This window comes from Dolichospermum sp. UHCC 0352, assembly GCF_009711925.1.
GTDB lineage: Bacteria > Cyanobacteriota > Cyanobacteriia > Cyanobacteriales > Nostocaceae > Dolichospermum > Dolichospermum lemmermannii.
On sequence record NZ_VIKY01000211.1, the window covers coordinates 1 to 15,355 of the forward strand.

Below are 15,355 nucleotides of genomic sequence, written 5' to 3' on the forward strand. Positions count from 1 at the left end.
CAAATTAACGTCAATGCAGGATAAAGGAAAGCCTCTAGCCTTCATCCCTTGTCTAAAGCCCAAATGTGGCTTCCTGAGTCAGCCACATTTTCAAGGGTTTTCGGCGTTCTTCCTTATAAAGAGAAAGCTGACGGACTTGAAAAGATAACTCTACAATTGGAGTGAGAAGGGGGAGTGATTAGCAATAGCAGTTTATATACAAATCAAAGCATCTATTTAAGATATAACCTTTATAAACAGGCTAATTATCTTACGACTATTTCCATTCTGAATCCAGTAGGTTTCACATATGAATAACCAACAAAGAACTAACGGTATTTCTGTCGGTGCGGTAGCAGCTATTTCCGCAGCCGTAATAGCAGTAAGCGGTGGTGTGGCTTGGTTTTCTGGACAGACTCCAGATACTCCCACACCTACCAATTCTTCGCAAACTATTAAGCAGCCAGTCAAGCAATCAACAACCCAACAAGGTAATGAACAGACTGCTAGTATATATTGGCTCAGATCCCAGGAAAATCGGCTGGATTTAGTTCCCCAACCTTTTAAAGTTGCAGCTACCCAACCCAACCAAGTTTTAGAGGCAGCATTTAAAACCTTATTAGCAGGTCCAGGTGAAGGCACAGATTCTACTACTATTCCCCAGGGGACTCAACTATTGGGACTAAAAGCCGAAAACAATGATATTCATGTGAATTTATCCGCAAACTTTACCACTGGTGGAGGTAGCACTTCCATGATGGGGCGTGTGGGACAAGTTGTATATACTGCTACTAGTTTAAACCCTAAAGCCAAAGTATATATTCAAGTCAATGGGAAACCCTTAGAGGTTTTAGGGGGTGAAGGTGTGGAATTACAACAACCACTCACCCGCGAAAGTTTTCAGAAAAATTATCCGCTTTAGTCAGTGGTCAGTAGGGGCGAAGCATTTGGAAGATAAATTATCGGTCATTGCCAAAAATAGTTCTCCAAATGCTTCGCCCGTACAGTTGTCAGTTGTTAGTTTCCCTGTTCCCTATTTAATACTTAATCAGGGTTAATTCTCATTAAAGGCTGACCATATTCTACGGGTTCGCCATTTTGAACTAAAATTTCCATTACCTGTCCAGAGACTTCGGCTTCAATTTCGTTCATCAACTTCATTGCTTCAATTATACAGACACTTTGACCAGCTTTAACGCGATCGCCTACTTCCACGAACGCTGCTTCTCCTGGGGCTGGGGAGCGGTAAAATGTCCCTACCATTGGTGATGGGACTTCAACCAATTTTTGATTAATTGGTGAAGAAGAATGAGGAGGTTGTGCTAATGAATTATCAACAACTTTATTGATTACACCCCCCTCAGACATTGAACTTGGTAAGGCTGTAGATAGCAACTGGGTTACACTGGCACTCCCTACAGCACTCACCGTTCCTTGGGCATTATTGCTAAAACTGACAGCTTTTCGGACTGTTAGCTCAAATTCATTATTTTTGAGAGTAACTTCCGCAATATCTGTTTGGGCAATAGTTACTAATAGCTGACGGATTTCATTAAAGTCTAATGTCACAATTATTTTACCTCCACCTAACTGTTAAATTAAAATTCTAATTAAGGCAGGGATTTAATCCCTCTATAAAAAAGGGATTGAAATCATTAGCACCAATTTGAGATTTTGGACTTCGCTCAGTTGAACGATTTTATTCCTGACTATTCCCTGCCTAAATACTTATCTTCCCTGGTATCAATTTTTATGCGTTCCCCTTGGGCAATAAACAAAGGAACCATGATAGTTGCACCAGTTTCGAGAATTGCGGGTTTAGTACCACCTGTGGCAGTATCACCTTTAACACCAGGATCTGTTTGCACAATTTCCAAAACTACAGAATTAGGTAGTTCTACTTCTAGAACTTGTTCGCCCCAGCGAATCACGTTAACTTCCATACCTTCCTTTAGGTACTTGACGCGATCGCCAATTTGTGCTGAAGTTAATCTACCTTCCTCATAAGTTTCCATATCCATAAAGATAAACTCATCGCCTTCTTTATAGGTATGTTGCATCGTCACTTTTTCCAAAGTTGCCTGGGGAACGCTTTCCCCAGCCCGAAAAGTTTTTTCTAACTGTTTCCCAGTTTGAACACTTTTTAATGTTGTCCGTACGAAGGCAGAACCCTTGCCTGGCTTAACGTGAAGAAAATCTATCACGCGCCAAACCGAACCATCTAATACAATTGAAACACCAGGTCGAAAGTCGTTACTAGAGATCATGAAACTTTCAAATTTTGCAAGACAATCGGCATTTATTGTACCCTTCCCGCGCCATAAGTTGTTAGTTGTTAATTGTCAGTTGTCAGTTGTCAGGAAAGAAGCAACAGGTAATAGGCAAAATTAATATTTCTTCCCCTGCCTCCCCTACTTCCCACTTCCCCTACTTCCCCTACTTCCCCTACTTTCCACTTCCCCTGCCTCCTCCATCCCCAGTCCCGCAATGTGGGAAGATAATCAATGAATTACTTCCAGTCAACACTTTGATGCTGAAGAAAGGGAAATTTCATGTTGAACTTATTTAAGTCCTGGGTGAAGAACAGCCTAAAGGCAATATTGCTATTAACAATATTTTTAGGCATAAGTACGGCTGGGTGGACTCCCACTAGTAACGCTGGACTACCAGCGGGAAACGCAATTACCGACGGGAAGGCTCTGTTACGCTATGCACTGCCGATAGATAATCAACCTGTACGTAAACTACAAGCTAGTTTAGAAGACATTTCTAACCAACTGCGGGCAAATAAACGATGGGGTGCAGTTAATAATGACCTCAAACAGGCATTGCGGATACTCGATAAACCTTCCCAAATATTAGCAAGCGTTCCGGAAGAACGCCAACCTCAAGCCCAAGCTTGGATGACTGAATTGAAATCTGGCATCATAGAACTGCAAGAACTTGTTAAAACTAAACAAAAAGAACCCATTCTTGATGGCAGAGCTAAATTACTGAATCTTGTTAGTTTGTTAGAAGAATCAATGGTGACGAAATTCCCCTTTGAAGTTCCGGCTGAATACAGTAACTTACCCCAACTCAAAGGACGAGCTAGGATTGCTTTTAAAACCAATAAAGGCGATCTTACTGTAGTTGTAGATGGCTATAGCGCCCCTGTGACTGCTGGTAACTTTGTTGATTTGGTCCAACGAGGTTTTTATAATGGTTTAGAATTCACCCGTTCGGAAGAATCTTACTTTCTCCAAACCGGAGATCCTGTAGGTAAGGAAGCCGGTTTTATTGATCCTCAAACTGGCAAATACCGGGCTGTTCCCTTAGAAATTTTAGTCGCAGGTGAAAAAGAACCAACCTATGGCACTACTCTCGAAGAAGCTGGGCGTTATTTAGATATGCCGGTTTTACCTTTTTCTTCTTTTGGTGCTTTAGTGATGGCCCGGCCAGAAAATGAAGCTAATGGTGGTTCTTCCCAAATTTTCTTCTTTTTGTTTGAACCAGAACTTACTCCAGCGGGACGTAATCTTTTAGATGGTCGTTATGCTGTTTTTGGTTATCTGACTGAAGGTAGAGAGATTTTAGATAAACTTAAAGCTGGTGACAAAATTGAATCAGCAACCGTTGTTCAAGGCATAGAAAATTTACTTCAGCCTCAAGCAAGCTAATCAGAAATTAAAATCGAAATGTAGGGACGTTTAATCAAACGTCTCTATTTTCCCAAAAAAACGGAGAGGGGGAGATTCGAACTCCCGGAAGCTTTCACTTCACCTGATTTCAAGTCAGGCGCAATCGACCACTCTGCCACCTCTCCAAATTATTTGCCAGGATTGTGGAATACAAAAACTGACAAATAACATTATAACCTATAATTACAAAATTTGCACTACTGAAACTGAAGAATCATAAAAAACTTCCTCAGCAGCAATTTGGAAGTCTTTACCCACCCAAACCAGAGCAGCTTTTGTTACTACACCCCCCTCCAAAGAAACTAGAGAAAAATTCCGTAATTTCACACCATCTTGCTGAATAATCCGGGGGACAGTGGCAGCATTTAAGTAAATAGTTCCTTCTGGACTTCTAAATACAGCCTTCCTTTGCAGCTTTTTAGTATGGCGCAGAGTTCGGTGCATATGACCAAAAGCGACTAAAGAAACAGTTTTCTTCAGGTTGAGACTTTGAGAAATTGCTTCCGCTAAATCAGGATCACCAAAATCACCGCCAATGGGATGCCAATCTTTGCCACAAGGGTCCTCAGCGCGATCGCCTAAACCACTCGGTCCATTGTGTCCTAGAAAAATAATATGATCACAAGTAACACTTTTTACTACTTTGACGATTTTATCTGCGGACTCCTCCAAACTAGAGACACCATACCGTTCTTGACACATTTGGGCAAATCTCCATTCCGGTCCTCCCCAGGTAAAAGGACGACCACCCACCACAGTTAAATTCCAAGCCGGAAAATCCAACTTACCATAACCAACTTGGGCAGATCCCAATAAATCTAATTGTTCCTGTACCCAGTCTTCCTTGGTGCGGTCATAAGGACATTTTTTGCGTCCCCATTCAGTGGCCGAATACCAGGCATCGTGATTGCCCATTACCGCTGCTTTGGGAAGATCCAGGGAAGCGATCGCTTTTACCACTTCCACCGACTCATTCCCGAAATCTCCGACAAACAGCACTAAGTCCACACCCAGGTGCTTGAGTGCTATGCCGTCTTCCACTTCCCATTGGTCGTGAACATCGCCAATTACAGCAATTTTGATAGGTTTTGATGGAGTTTTCTGACTGGTCATGCCACTTTAAAAAGCCGTATATCTCCAGGATTTGACACTTTCATGGCTAAAGCCACTGAGATTTTGCGGACAGATTTAGATGAAGGGTTTAGCCCAATCCAATCTCGCTGCGACCGCCAAACGCCGCCTAGACGCTCAAAACAACTGCCAATCAAGGTGTTGAAATTGCGCTTACTTTTATTGTTTTCAATGTTTTCAGAATCCATCACTAAGCCAAGACTCGGTAAGCTCCACACCCTGCCATTACTCGCTCTTTTAAGTCATACTGCCGTTAGGACTTGAACCTAACCGTTGTTTCTTATGAGCCGGGATTTCTCCGTACTAGGATGCTTCAACACATAGATGTTTTTTGTTCTTACTCACAATTTAATTCTAACATACCACAGGGATTAAAATCCCTCGTGTCGCTTATATCTCAGGGAGCCAAGCCGCGCTCGTTTTACGCTTACCGGATGCTCTTATAAATTAGCGATCGCTTCTGCAATTCTTCCAGACACAAAAGGTAAAATTTCCCGACTCTTAGCTTGCGCTTTCCCTTCCGTAAACACCACCAACAGATAAGGACGTTGATCTGGTAATTCAATATAAGCCGCATCATGGCGGACTGTGCTTGTCCAACCTGCTTTTGACCAGATTTGACTATTTTGAGGTAATCCACCGCCTAAGAAGCCTGTAACCTGGTCTTCTTCCACATCTTGGGGTAAGTCATCAGGGTTAATATTACGTTTGATTAAATTCATCATAGATTGCGATCGCTCACTAGAAACCGTCACCCCACCCACGATACTATGTAATAATCTCGCAGTGGCATCCGTCGTCACCATATTCCGATTTTCAAACATCTCCCCATAAAAAGCCCTTTCCCGGCCATAGGGACCATCACCCCAAGTTTTTTGACAGACATTAATTGCTTGCATTTCCTCCCACCCCAAGGACTGGTAATACCGATTAATAATATTGCGTTGATATTTCCAAGTTTCAAAAGGACCAGGACTTAACAGCGGACCAGAAGTAGTCCCACTGATGATATCCACAATTAAACTGGTAGCATCATTACTAGAATCAACGATCATATCCGTCAAAGCCCGGTTTAATTCCCCCGAAGGTTGACTCATACCTTTTTCTAGCCATTCTTGTACCACCACCAGATAAAATAACTTCACCACACTGGCCGGATAAATCCGTTCTCCTCCCCGATAGCTAAAACCCCGCACCGGATGTTCCCAAAAAGCGTTAGGAGTCAGCGCACCACCCGTATTCACTGGTGCGGGAGGATCATAGACAACCCAAGTCAAAGCAATTTGATTTGCTGCTAAAGTGGGAAACTCTGCCCAAGTTGCCTCTACAATTTGATTACCGATATTTTCTAGTTGTTGATCTTGATTAAAAAAAACCATTTGTGAATAATGTCCTTATGGTATTCAGAGTCTAGTTTCTAGCTTGATTCTATCATTACCTGTATAATTGCTGAGGTATGAAATCTAATTAAACTCATTTTAGGTAATTTAATATGATATTTGATTTAACAAAACTTAATCAAACTTGCAATCCTCATAAAACTCTTGATCAACAAAATGACGAATTACACATTGCATAGACTTTCAAAACATCTTTTAAATTATTTCCCCAAAAAATGAGTAATCTAAAATTAGCACAATATCAATGTTTAACTAACTTGAATCTCTATGATTCTCCTGAATGTGTCCGTTTAGCGACCCAAGCCGCAACAGGACGACATTTACGAATAACATCAAATCATCAAGATACAGCAGTTGAAGTTTGTTTATGTGAAGATAACTATCCAGGATGGTTATCTGTTCCAGATTTGCAGTTTCTCCAACCCGCAGAAACAGTATATCAACCCCAATTCATCTCAACCGCAGAAATTCAACAACACATACCCACAGTTATCGCTTTTACCCAAGCAGCAAAAGCACAAGACAATTATTATCTTTGGGGTGGCACAGTTGCACCTAATTATGACTGTTCTGGTTTAATGCAAGCAGCATTTAAATCCGTAGGTATTTGGCTACCAAGAGATGCTTATCAACAAGAAGCTTTTACCCAAACAATTGATATTAAAGAATTACAACCAGGGGATTTAATCTTTTTTGGCACTCCTCAAAAAGCCACCCACGTAGGCTTATATTTGGGTAATAATTGCTATATTCACAGTTCAGGAAAAGACCAAGGACGCAACGGTATTGGAATTGACCAACTTTCAGAACAAGGGAATAAAGTTAGTCAGGCTTATTATCAACAATTACGCGGTGCTGGTAGAGTTATGAAAAGTTACTCCCCAGATCCCCGACTTCTTTAAGAAGTCGGGGATCTATTTCCCTTTCAAATCAGTTATTAGCAATGACCAATTACCAATTACCAATTTTAGATGTATCCGTAGTTGTTCCTATTAAAGATGAGGTCGAAAGTTTACCCTTATTACTAGAAGCCATTTCTACGACTCTCACCGCTAGTGAATTAAATTATGAAATTATTTGTGTAGATGATGGTTCTAGTGATGGTACAGCAGAATTTCTCAAGGAACAAGCCCAAACGCGCACTGATTTAAAAGCGATCATTCTGCGACGTAACTATGGACAAACTGCGGCTATGTCTGCGGGTTTTAATTATGCTACAGCTAAAGTAATTGTGACTTTAGACGCTGATTTGCAAAATGACCCCGCTGATATTCCCATGTTATTAGCAAAGCTGGATGAAGGTTATGATTTAGTTAGTGGTTGGCGGCAAAATCGTCAAGATGGGGCATTAAATCGGTTGCTTCCTTCTAAAATCGCCAATTGGTTAATTCGTCGGGCTACAAGCGTCTATATTCATGATTATGGTTGTTCTTTGAAAGCTTATCGATCCGAATTGGTTGCAGATATGAATCTTTATGGAGAACTACACCGCTTTTTACCTGCATTGGCATATATTGAAGGGGCGAGAATTACAGAAGTACCTGTCCGTCATCATGCGCGGCGGTTTGGACAAAGTAAGTATGGCATATCGCGGACGTTCCGGGTATTAATGGATTTATTAACTATTCTGTTTATGAAGAAGTTTCTCACCCGTCCCATGCACGTTTTTGGGCTATTAGGCTTAATTTCTATGGTTTCTGGGGGAGGAATAGGTATATATTTGACTGTTATCAAATTGGCTTTTCATGTAGATATTGGTAGCCGTCCTTTATTGATTTTGGCAGTGTTGCTGTTAGTAACAGGAGTACAGCTATTTTGCTTCGGCCTTTTGGCAGAATTACTGATGCGGACTTATCATGAATCTCAAGGACGACCAATCTATCGGGTGCGGGAAGTTGTGGCGAAAAATGTTAAGTAACGTAACAATAGAGAAATAATACTTTTTGCATTATTGCATCTGCCGTGAAAGCCTTTGATACTTTTGACGCTGAACTGCGAAAAAACCTGCTCATGTTATTTGCAGCGGGTTTGTTTTTCTGGTCAGGTTTGGCCTCGTTATTGCCTACCTTACCCTTATATATTGAACATATTGGTGCAAGCAAACAAGAAATTGGCATTGTTATGGGTAGCTTTGCCATTGGGATGTTGCTATGTCGCCCGTCAATGGGGGCTTTAGCAGATATACGGGGTCGTAAGATAGTATTATTGATTGGAATGTCCGTAGCAGCGATCGCTCCTTTGGGATATTTATGTGTAAAATCAATTATCCCCCTCATGGTAATTCGTACCTTTCATGGCATTAGTATCGCCGCTTTTGCCACAGCTTACATTGCCCTAGTCAGCGATTTAGCACCAGAACACCGTCGCGGTGAAGTCGTCGGTTATATGAGTTTAGTTAATCCCCTGGGAATAGCACTTGGCCCTGCTATCGGGGGATTTTTGCAAGCAAGTGCTGGTTATACTCCGTTATTTTTATCATCTGCGGCTTTAGGTGGCATGGGTTTATTATGTATAATCCCCATTGTCAATCCACCTATTATCACCAAACCACATAACAGCAAAAATGATAACTTTTGGCAAATATTAACTAGTCCTCGCGTGCGAATTCCGGCCATTGTCTTATTGCTGAGTGGTTTGACTTTAGGTAGTTTGCATACTTTTATCTCCCTATTTATCAAATCAACCGGCGTTGATTTAAATCCAGGTTTCTTTTTCTCTGCTGCCGCTGTCTCCAGTTTTAGTTGTAGATTATTTAGTGGTAAAGCTTCTGATAGATATGGTCGGGGTTTGTTTGTCACCATGAGTTTAATAGCTTATACACTCTCTATCATCTGCGTTTGGCAAGCAAATAACTCTTTCATGTTCTTATTAGGAGCATTGATGGAAGGTGCTGCTTCTGGTACACTCATTCCCATGATTTCTGTATTAATGACAGATAGGGCTTTACCCCATGAACGCGGGAGAATATTTGGTGCTTCCTTAATGGGATTTGATATCGGTTTAGCTATAGCTGGTCCAATTTTTGGGACATTTGCCGAAACCCTGGGTTATCGGAATATGTTTGGTTTGACTACGGGTTTAACTGTGATAGCCATGATCATCTTCCTTACCCAGTCTAGTCGTAATATCCCTCAATCTCTACGTTTTGCCTTTGGTCGCACAGAAGATATCTATGCTGTGAAATAATATCTTCAAAAATTAGATATGGATTATCAACAACCCTTGTAGAGACGTTTCATGGAACGTCTCTACGATATTTGTCACCAAATCTCTGTTAGAAACTACCAAATAAAAAAATATCCCAAAACTGACGCAAAAACCTGCTCTATTTCTTCTTTCTCTGTGTTCTCTGTGCCTCTGTGGTTCGTTTATTCAACCCATTAAAAATGCACAAACTCCAAAAAAGGAACCTGTGCATTTTTAATTATAAAATGGGCGAGGAGGGATTCGAACCCCCGACACCGTGGTTCGTAGCCACGTGCTCTAGTCCACTGAGCTACACACCCTTGACCCACGAATTTAATAATAGCACATACTTTCCCAATGACGCAAGCTAATTTTTCAAATTCTTTTCCACTAACCCATTTGGATGCCCAAGGAGAAGCCCAAATGGTTGATGTATCCGGCAAAGTCGCCACCATTCGCCAAGCTGTAGCCACTGGTAGGGTGCGAATGTTACCTGAGACGTTCGCCGCTATTCAAGCCGGTAACACCCCCAAGGGGGACGTTTTAGCAACTGCTAGGTTAGCGGGAATCATGGCTGCTAAACAGACAGCAAACTTAATTCCCCTTTGTCACCCCTTACCCTTACAGAAAATCACTGTGGAGATTATCCCCGATGCCCAACTACCCGGTTATCAAATTGATGCCACTGTGAAAACTAAAGCGGAAACTGGTGTGGAAATGGAGGCTTTAACAGCGGTGTCTATTGCTGCTTTAACTTTATATGATATGGCTAAAGCGTTAGAAAAAACGATTCAAATTGAAGCGATTCATTTAGTTAGTAAAACAGGTGGAAAGTCTGGAGATTGGGGATAGTTGACATTTTTTGTACTAGTGGATAGACTATATTTGTTAGGACATTTGCCGTACATTTACATTTATACATCACATTTATTGTGTAGGGGCTATCATGACTCATACAGTCGCTAAAACCAGCCAAGAAAAATCCTTGTGTTCTAAATTAGAAAGATTAGAAGCCCGTGTCAGTGCACAGAATAAGGAATTGTTCCAACGAGCGGCTGATATTCAGGGAAGAACACTATCAAATTTTGTGGTTAGCAGTCTTGTCAGTGTTGCAAACCAGATTATTCAGGAAAATGAAATCATGGTTTTAAGCAGAAAAGACCAAGAAATTTTTGTAGAAGCACTGCTTAATCCACCAGAACCCAGCGAAAAGTTACGGCTTGCGGCTCAACGCTATAAAAAGAATATGGGTGTAGTAAGTGCAGTTAACAGATAATTTTGATGCTTTTAATCATTATTTAATAGAGCCGCTAGGAAAAAAGCATAACCGGGCGGCTTTTTGTTCTGGTGTTGATGAACTAGATAAATATTTTAAAGCACAAGCTGGGCAAGATTTACGTAAACGGACAGCAGCCCCATTTGTTTTAGTAGAAAAAAATTCTGGTTTCGTCGCAGGTTATTATACATTATCAGCAACACGTATTAAACTAGGAGAATTGCCCGTAGAAATCACGAAAAAACTACCAAAATATCCTGAACTTCCTGCTACCCTTTTAGGTAGATTAGCCGTTGATCAAAATCATCGTCAAAAAGGTTTGGGGGAAATGTTGTTAATGAATGCCCTAGATCGTAGTTTGCAAAGTGAAATTGCGACAATTGCGGTAGTTGTTGATGCTAAAGATGATCAAGCCCGTTCTTTTTATGAGCATTATCAATTCATTCGCTTTGCTGATTATTCTCATCGGCTTTTTTTGATGATGGAAACGATAGATAAGATGATCAATTCAAATTAAATAAATTTACTCAAAAACTACGGTTCTATTTCCATAGACTAAAACACGATTTTGTAAATGCAATCTTACCGCTCTTGCTAACACAATTCTTTCTAAATCTTTCCCTTTTCTAATTAAATCATTCACCTCATCTCGATGACTTACCCGCACTACATCCTGTTCAATAATTGGACCTGCATCTAAGTTAGGGGTAGCATAATGGGCTGTTGCACCAATAATTTTTACTCCTCTTTCAAAGGCGCGATGATAGGGATTAGCCCCAATAAATGCAGGTAAAAATGAATGATGAATATTAATAATTTGCGGGAATTTTTCAATAAAATCCGCGCTAACTATTTGCATATATTTGGCTAAAACTACTAAATCAATTTTGTATTCATGTAGTAATTCTAGTTGTTTAGCTTCTTGTTCTTGTTTATTGTCTTTAGTAATGGGTATATAATGGTAATCAATACCAAATTGTTCAACCACTGGTTGTAAATGGGGATGATTACTCATAATTAACGGAATTTCTGCATGAAATTCTTTAGCGTGATATCTCCAAATTAAATCAAATAAACAATGATCTTGACGACTTACCCAAATAGCAATGCGGGGAAGAGTATCAGAAAAGTGTAATTCCCATTTTGCATTTAAAGATTGAGCAATAGCATTAAAAGCGGGAGCAATTAAATCTTTTGGTAAATTAAATCCTTTTAATTGCCATTCTATGCGAGTTAAAAATAATCCAGCTTCAAAATCTGTATGCTGATCTGCATGAGTAATATTGCCACCATGATCATAGATGAAATTGGCAAATTTCGCTACCAATCCCTTTTGATCTGGACAAGAAATTAATAAAGTTGCTGTTTGTTTTGTCATTGAAAATAAGAAATAATAATTTTTGCTATTTGAAATCTCGTTCCCAGTCTCTGACTGGGAATGCTATCACAGAGGCTCTGCCTCGACTATAATTGAGAGCAGAACCTTCTAGAATTGCCCCGACTATAATGAAGGCAGAGCCTTCTAGAATCCATCCTTATACAGAGTATGGGAACGAGATTATACATTATTTATTTGTAGGAGTTGGGGAAGGAAGATTAGGTAATGGTTGTATATCAATCTTTTCTGCTGGTTGTTTCCATTCAGATATGTCTCGATTGACTGCATTTACAAAATCTTTAGACACTAACAATAAGTTCATATTTTTGTTACTATCAGCTTGAGCATATAAAAATTGATTATTAAAATCACCTTTACCTAAAATCAATTGATGGCTTTGTTGATTTTTTAGTTTAATATCAATAGTTGCTACAGGTTTATCTAAACCAAATTCTGATAATTCAGCGGATGAAATTAATACTGTTCTTTCACTTTTACCGTTAACTAATAAATCCATTAAGTAAGAAACAATTGCATCATTTGCTAGTGCTGATATGGGAGATTTGATTTCCCATTGGGGTTTTTCAGATGTATTTCTTCTTTCTAGTTGTAATGTTGTCTCCTTGATTTTAATTGTTAAAGATTGGACATCATCAGCAGTAAAAGCGAAAATTTTCTGGTTTTGGATTTTTATTTCTGCTTGCTGATTTTTTCCTTTGATTTCATGAAAGTAGACAAAACCACCCAAACCCAGGGCTAAAAGTATTAAAATCAAAGTTGTTTTTGGAAATTTCATATTGGATATTAATTAATAAATTACCTAATTAGTGAGGAATTAAAACTGCTTCTCGCCATTTTTTCACTGAGTTAATTATATAGATGCGATTGCTATATTTTAACATTTCTATTGTCATAATTTCTTCTCTAATTTTACCTTGGTCAAGTAAATTAGCGCGAAAAGTTCCGGCTAACAAACCACATTTTACCGGGGGTGTCAGCAATTCTCCATTTAACTCCACCACAATATTACCAATAGAGGTTTCTGTAATTTCACCTCTTTCATTCCACAATAAAACATCATCACAATCAGGAAAAGCGGCTTTTGCTATTTCATAAACTTGGCGATTAGTCGTTTTATGATACAAAAATATATTAGTAGAGTCAACAGGTGTGCAACACATACCTAATTTGACTAGTTCTTGATTTTTGACAGGAGATAAAGACATAGTTTGATATGTAATCTCACCATCAGAATTTAACAGTAATCGCACTTTATAAGCTTGATTTAAAAATGATTCTGCTAATTTATTAAGTTGAGTTTTTAGGCTATTTATATCAACACTAAAATCAAAGTAAATTGCTGAATTTTTCAAGCGTTGTAAATGATAATCTAAGACAAAATAACCATCATGAGCTTGCCATAATATTGTTTCTAAAAGTGAAAAATCTGATTGATTTAATGAGAAACAATCATGAATTACTAATTGATTTTTCATCGGCGTTTCCACCAAATCACAAAACCTGTTCCTAAACCAATTAAAGGTAATACAAACACGGCAGCTATTGTTAATAAGTTAGCCTGAAGAGTTGAGATAACAATCCGGCGATTTTTTGGTTCTTTAGGACGAATTGAAAGAAGTTGTTGTTCTTGTTGACTTAGCCAACTAACTGAGTTTAAGAATACATCTCCATTTAATTGTTGTTCAAATAAACCATCAGCGGCAAAATTTGAGTTTCCAAATACTACTAATCTTGACTCTTTCGCAGTAGGTTGAGAAGTTGTGGAAATTGGACTTGGTGAATTTGTGGAAATTGGACTTGGTGAATTTGTGGGAATTGGACTTGGTGAATTTGTGGGAATTGGATTTGATAAAGTTGTGGGAATTGGATTTGATAACTTTCTAGTTAATGCTACTCCTAAAGTTAAAGGTCCTTTTAAGTCTTGACCTTCATTAAATTCTAATTTTTCACTTTTCTGATCACTTTCTGCCCAACTGCTAGGGTAGGGTTTGGTTTTCAATAAAGCCATAGACTCGATACCAGGAACAGGATCAATTTCCAAAGGACGAGTTAAGGGATATACAGAAATATTTTTCCCAAAATCTTTAGTAATAGGATGTTGTCCATATTCTGTTACTAAGATAGCAGCGGGTCCTAGTTGCAAATTTGCCCCAGAAGTGTCAATGGCCAAACGATTATCTAAACGCACACCCCAATCTTTTAAAATAGTGTCTATTTTCGGATCGGTATTAGGATCAATCATCAATAATAAGTTACCACCACGATTAAGATAATTTTGTAAAGCTATGACTTCCCCTGTCAATAATTCTTTCTTTGGTCCAGCGACAACTATAACAGTAGCATCATCAGGAACTTGTGGCTGTTCTGCTAAATTTAAAGCTGATGTTGTCAAGTTTTTATCGGTTAATCCTTGAATTGCTTGGGAAATTGCTCCTTTACTAGCTGTAAGTGGATGTTCACCATGACCTTGAAGAAAGTAAACTTTAGCAGTTGTAGAACTGGTAATTTGTTGTAAACGAGTAGTTAATTTTATTTCTGACAACCGTTCATTTTCATTAATTATCTGGACTAATTGCCGTTTGTTTTGAAATTCAAGATAAACTTCACCATAATCTTTAACACCAAATTTTTCTGCTATTCCTGGCTTTAATTGAGGATCAAGATACTCAAATTTAAATTTATTACTTTGACGATGATAGTTATCTAATAATTCTCGATCTTGAAGATTTTGTTCTTTACTGAATAACCAAACTTTCATTGTTTGGGGTAAATTACTCACTAATTCCCTTGATTGAGGGGATAGAGTAAATAATTGACTATCTGTTAAATCTAGCCGCAAATGATAGCGAATACCTAAAAAGTTAATTAATCCCAAGATAACTAATACTGATAAAGTAGCGACTAAAGCATTAGTACCAGATTGGGTAGAACGTTTTTGCCACCATTTACTTTGTTGACTTTGTATTATTATCCATAGGCTACAAATTACTAGACCTAGTATGGTTAATAATAAAGGGATTATTCCCCATTTTTCTGATATTAAACCAATGGTTAAGCCAGCAGCTAAAAAGAATGGTCCGAGCCAAAATACAAGTTTCCAAAGTTTATTTTTATTCATTAGGGAACGGGGAATAGGGGGAATAGGGGGAGTAGGGGGAGTAGGGGGAATAGGGGGAGTAGGGGGAGTAGGGGGAGTAGGGGGAGTAGGGGGCTGTCTCTTATACACATCTAGATGTGTATAAGAGACAGTCCTTATACAGAGTATGGGAACGAGATTATACATTATTTATTTGTAGGAGTTGGG

At 39.0% G+C, this 15,355-nt stretch carries 16 protein-coding genes and 2 tRNA genes; 8 read left to right on the top strand and 10 right to left on the bottom strand.

Annotated features, from left to right (window positions below; genetic code table 11):
• The first annotated feature begins 289 nt into the window (after positions 1 to 289).
• Positions 290 to 901, top strand: a complete 612-nt coding sequence (locus FJR06_RS14570) for a GerMN domain-containing protein (RefSeq protein WP_015083619.1) — start codon at positions 290 to 292, stop codon at positions 899 to 901.
• Positions 902 to 1,023: 122 nt separating this feature from the next.
• Here the strand turns inward: FJR06_RS14570 and accB are convergent, their stop codons facing one another.
• Together accB and efp are read right to left on the bottom strand one after the other, a co-directional pair.
• The gene (gene accB, locus FJR06_RS14575) at positions 1,024 to 1,548 is read right to left on the bottom strand and encodes an acetyl-CoA carboxylase biotin carboxyl carrier protein (RefSeq protein WP_015083620.1); all 525 of its coding nucleotides are present in this window, start codon (positions 1,546 to 1,548) and stop codon (positions 1,024 to 1,026) included.
• Positions 1,549 to 1,688: 140 nt separating this feature from the next.
• The gene (efp, locus tag FJR06_RS14580; protein WP_015083621.1) at positions 1,689 to 2,246 is read right to left on the bottom strand and encodes an elongation factor P; all 558 of its coding nucleotides are present in this window, start codon (positions 2,244 to 2,246) and stop codon (positions 1,689 to 1,691) included.
• Positions 2,247 to 2,531: 285 nt separating this feature from the next.
• Between efp and FJR06_RS14585 the strand changes: the two genes are divergently transcribed.
• Positions 2,532 to 3,638 carry a peptidylprolyl isomerase gene (locus tag FJR06_RS14585; protein WP_168651692.1) on the top strand — a complete coding sequence of 369 codons (1,107 nt, stop codon included), beginning with the start codon at positions 2,532 to 2,534 and terminating at the stop codon, positions 3,636 to 3,638.
• A gap of 61 nt (positions 3,639 to 3,699) precedes the next feature.
• On the opposite strand, the gene FJR06_RS14590 is transcribed toward FJR06_RS14585, so the two are convergent.
• From FJR06_RS14590 to FJR06_RS14600, 3 genes are all read right to left on the bottom strand, one after another.
• Positions 3,700 to 3,784, bottom strand: a tRNA-Ser gene (locus tag FJR06_RS14590).
• A 58-nt stretch (positions 3,785 to 3,842) separates the two neighbouring features.
• Complete coding sequence (locus tag FJR06_RS14595; protein ID WP_015083623.1) at positions 3,843 to 4,772, bottom strand: TIGR04168 family protein; 930 nt, start codon at positions 4,770 to 4,772, stop codon at positions 3,843 to 3,845.
• Positions 4,773 to 5,230: 458 nt separating this feature from the next.
• A complete protein-coding gene (locus FJR06_RS14600; protein ID WP_015081207.1) occupies positions 5,231 to 6,169 on the bottom strand; it encodes a serine hydrolase in 939 nt (312 codons plus the stop codon).
• A gap of 236 nt (positions 6,170 to 6,405) precedes the next feature.
• Here FJR06_RS14600 and FJR06_RS14605 point away from each other — a divergent pair, with 236 nt between their 5' ends.
• The 3 genes from FJR06_RS14605 to FJR06_RS14615 are packed head-to-tail and all read left to right on the top strand — an operon-like array spanning position 6,406 to position 9,376.
• Positions 6,406 to 7,092: a C40 family peptidase gene (locus FJR06_RS14605; RefSeq protein ID WP_168651693.1), complete on the top strand. Its 687-nt coding sequence runs from the start codon at positions 6,406 to 6,408 to the stop codon at positions 7,090 to 7,092.
• A 41-nt stretch (positions 7,093 to 7,133) separates the two neighbouring features.
• Entirely contained in the window at positions 7,134 to 8,108 is a 975-nt protein-coding gene (locus FJR06_RS14610) for a glycosyltransferase family 2 protein (RefSeq protein WP_015081205.1), read from the top strand.
• A 44-nt stretch (positions 8,109 to 8,152) separates the two neighbouring features.
• Entirely contained in the window at positions 8,153 to 9,376 is a 1,224-nt protein-coding gene (locus FJR06_RS14615; protein ID WP_015081204.1) for an MFS transporter, read from the top strand.
• A gap of 246 nt (positions 9,377 to 9,622) precedes the next feature.
• Here the strand turns inward: FJR06_RS14615 and FJR06_RS14620 are convergent.
• Positions 9,623 to 9,696, bottom strand: a tRNA-Arg gene (locus tag FJR06_RS14620).
• 37 nt (positions 9,697 to 9,733) lie between these two features.
• Here FJR06_RS14620 and moaC point away from each other — a divergent pair.
• The 3 genes from moaC to FJR06_RS24935 all read left to right on the top strand — a co-directional run bounded on the left by moaC (position 9,734) and on the right by FJR06_RS24935 (position 11,169).
• Entirely contained in the window at positions 9,734 to 10,228 is a 495-nt protein-coding gene (moaC, locus tag FJR06_RS14625; RefSeq protein ID WP_015081203.1) for a cyclic pyranopterin monophosphate synthase MoaC, read from the top strand.
• A 94-nt stretch (positions 10,229 to 10,322) separates the two neighbouring features.
• Positions 10,323 to 10,652, top strand: coding sequence for a DUF1778 domain-containing protein (locus FJR06_RS14630; RefSeq protein WP_015081202.1), 330 nt, complete (start codon positions 10,323 to 10,325; stop codon positions 10,650 to 10,652).
• On the top strand, positions 10,636 to 11,169 hold the full coding sequence (locus tag FJR06_RS24935; protein ID WP_168651694.1) for a GNAT family N-acetyltransferase: 534 nt from the start codon (positions 10,636 to 10,638) through the stop codon (positions 11,167 to 11,169). The genes FJR06_RS14630 and FJR06_RS24935 overlap by 17 nt, the downstream gene beginning before the upstream one ends.
• A gap of 6 nt (positions 11,170 to 11,175) precedes the next feature.
• Here the strand turns inward: FJR06_RS24935 and purU are convergent, their stop codons facing one another.
• The 4 genes from purU to FJR06_RS14655 form a co-directional block, all read right to left on the bottom strand.
• The gene (gene purU / locus FJR06_RS14640) at positions 11,176 to 12,030 is read right to left on the bottom strand and encodes a formyltetrahydrofolate deformylase (RefSeq protein WP_015081200.1); all 855 of its coding nucleotides are present in this window, start codon (positions 12,028 to 12,030) and stop codon (positions 11,176 to 11,178) included.
• Positions 12,031 to 12,217: 187 nt separating this feature from the next.
• Positions 12,218 to 12,826, bottom strand: coding sequence for a DUF4340 domain-containing protein (locus FJR06_RS14645; RefSeq protein ID WP_168651695.1), 609 nt, complete (start codon positions 12,824 to 12,826; stop codon positions 12,218 to 12,220).
• Positions 12,827 to 12,854: 28 nt separating this feature from the next.
• The gene (locus tag FJR06_RS14650; RefSeq protein WP_168651696.1) at positions 12,855 to 13,526 is read right to left on the bottom strand and encodes an aminotransferase class IV; all 672 of its coding nucleotides are present in this window, start codon (positions 13,524 to 13,526) and stop codon (positions 12,855 to 12,857) included.
• On the bottom strand, positions 13,523 to 15,169 hold the full coding sequence (locus FJR06_RS14655; RefSeq protein ID WP_168651697.1) for a Gldg family protein: 1,647 nt from the start codon (positions 15,167 to 15,169) through the stop codon (positions 13,523 to 13,525). The genes FJR06_RS14650 and FJR06_RS14655 overlap by 4 nt, the downstream gene beginning before the upstream one ends.
• Between the last annotated feature and the right edge of the window lie 186 nt (positions 15,170 to 15,355).